This window comes from Actinomycetes bacterium, assembly GCA_036510875.1.
Classification (GTDB): Bacteria; Actinomycetota; Actinomycetes; order Prado026; family Prado026; genus DATCDE01.
Window position 1 is genome coordinate 1 of the sequence record DATCDE010000173.1, and the last position, 2087, is coordinate 2087.

Annotated in this window: 3 protein-coding genes; all 3 read right to left on the reverse strand. The window is 68.3% G+C overall.

The window, feature by feature from the left end:
* Window positions 1-187 (reverse strand): hypothetical protein (locus tag VIM19_10015; GenBank protein ID HEY5185216.1); only part of this gene is annotated, 187 nt, incomplete at its 3' end.
* Between the two features lie 147 nt (window positions 188-334).
* Window positions 335-868, reverse strand: a complete 534-nt coding sequence (locus VIM19_10020; protein HEY5185217.1) for an ion channel — start codon at window positions 866-868, stop codon at window positions 335-337.
* 468 nt (window positions 869-1336) lie between these two features.
* The coding region (locus VIM19_10025) for a nuclease-related domain-containing protein (GenBank protein HEY5185218.1) at window positions 1337-2087 on the reverse strand (751 nt) is incomplete at its 5' end.

Consider the following 2087-nt stretch of genomic DNA (forward strand, 5'->3'; position numbering starts at 1 on the left):
GGCCGCACCTCACCCTCGCTGACCCAGTGGTACTACTGGAGCCCGGCACGCCGACCCATCGGTAGTTCTGGACCAGCGCCCGCCACGGATCACCTCGACGAGCGGGCCGCTGCCGGGCCAGCAGCGAGCCGTCGAACTCGGCGTCGGCCTGGGCGACGACGACCGGCGTCGGGATGTCAAGGATCATGCAGGCCACGGTTGAGTGTTCGGGCTACCCATGTTGGTGCTCGGGCCGCTGTTCGGCGGCGATCTGTTGACCCCACAGTGCTGGCGTGTTGTGTCGAACCGGATCCCGAACGCTCCCGCATGGAAGGCGTTGTTGCCAGGTCACCCGCTACTCGCGACCCGCTTCGCGCCGGGCCATGGCTCTACGGGTCACGCCGAGTAGCACCCGAAGCGCCACCCCGATGAAGACCAGGTCTCCGACCATTTGCACGGTGACCAGGGCGCGAGCGGACTCCTTCACCGGCACGATGTCCCCGAACCCCACGGTGGCCAGCACCGTGACCGAGAAGTACAAACTATCGATCTTGGTCAGCGGGGCGTTGAACGCTCCCGGCTGATTCGCCTGCATCGAGCCATACACACCGGCGAACAACGTGAGGAACAACAGCGCCGACAACGTAAGTGCCTCGCCCGCCTGCAGGAACGGACGGTCCGAGCGAGCGATTCGACGCGCCTCGACAATGACCACCACCGTGATCAGGCTGAGCCCGACGAAGACCGCCAGCCAGTCGCTGAACCGGCCATGATGGAACGGCACGACGAAGTAGGTCCCGAGCACCACGACGGCAGTGAGAACAACGCGTGCCAGCGCCCAGACAAGGACCCAGGCGGACGGTCGCACCGGGACTGGGGTGCCACTCATGACGGTCCACGCTGCCAGACCAGCCGAACCAGACACCGGAGGCGCGCAGGCTCACCGATCGACCGCTGCCAGCCTGCCCTCAGGCACGACCAGCGTATGAGTGCCAGCCCGGTGCACGGCCGTTGCGGGTCGCGCACCCCGTGGCCTATCGCTTGCGGTAGGAGCGCAGCGGGAGCGGGTCTGGGAGTAGGGGGGCGCACACGCCGTCGCGATGAAAGGAAGCCGTGCTCCACCGAGCGGTGGCGGAGCCCGAGCCGAACACCGAGCGCGCCCCGAGGCCACGTCGCCCGGTGCTCGGTGGATCCGCGCGGTCCGGTCCCGAATCGGTCACGACCCCAACTCGAAGGCGAGGCCCCGTCAACGCCCACGGGGGTAGGCGGAAGGGGGCCTCGCAGCAGAGAAGGCTACTCGGGCTGTCCCCTACACGGGGGACACGGGAACACGGCTGAGGTGTGCCGTCAGCGTGCTTCAGAGCACCCGGCTCAGCCGTTGCGCCAGGACAGGTGGGACGGTCAGTGGCCGTGCTTGGAGCCACTGGGCGAGTTGCGGGCCGGGGACGTAGGCGACCCCGTCGACGATGTTGGCCTCCGGGAGGTCAGCCCAGACGGCCACCACCGGCTGGACCCACATCGTGACCCGGGTCTGCTTGCGCAGCGCATCGGAGGTTCGCCGGGCCTCCGCCTTCAGGTTGCGGGGCACCTTCTTGTCGTGGAAGGAACTGGTCGGGTCGAGTTTGGGGGCGGTGACCGGATAGCCGGGGGTGAGGTCGACCGTGCGCCCGGTCCAGTTCTTCGAGTCGATCAGGTACACCCCGCCGGGGCCCCACACCAGGTGGTCGACGTTGCCGTACTTAGCCTTCAGATCGTGGCGGACGGTCCAGCCGTCGAGTTTGGCCAGTTCCTTGGCGGTCCAGCGTTCGCCCTCCGCGCCGACGTGCCAGTTCTCCACATGCTGGGGTGGGCTGTTCCGCAAGATCGGCACCAGCGCGAACACTCCGCCGGAGACGAAGGCCACCGAGTATCCCCAGGCGCCAGGAACGTGCGGGGCCACCAGCAGACCGGCGACGCCGATGACGGTGATGATCGCGACGTAGGGACGGACGCGGCGCCGCCATCTGGCCCGCAGGTCGCGGTACCGCTGTTCGGCGTACCCGCCCGGGATTTCCGTGCCGGGGATGATCGATTCGGCCATGTATCGGTCATCGGCGCGCCCGTGGCCC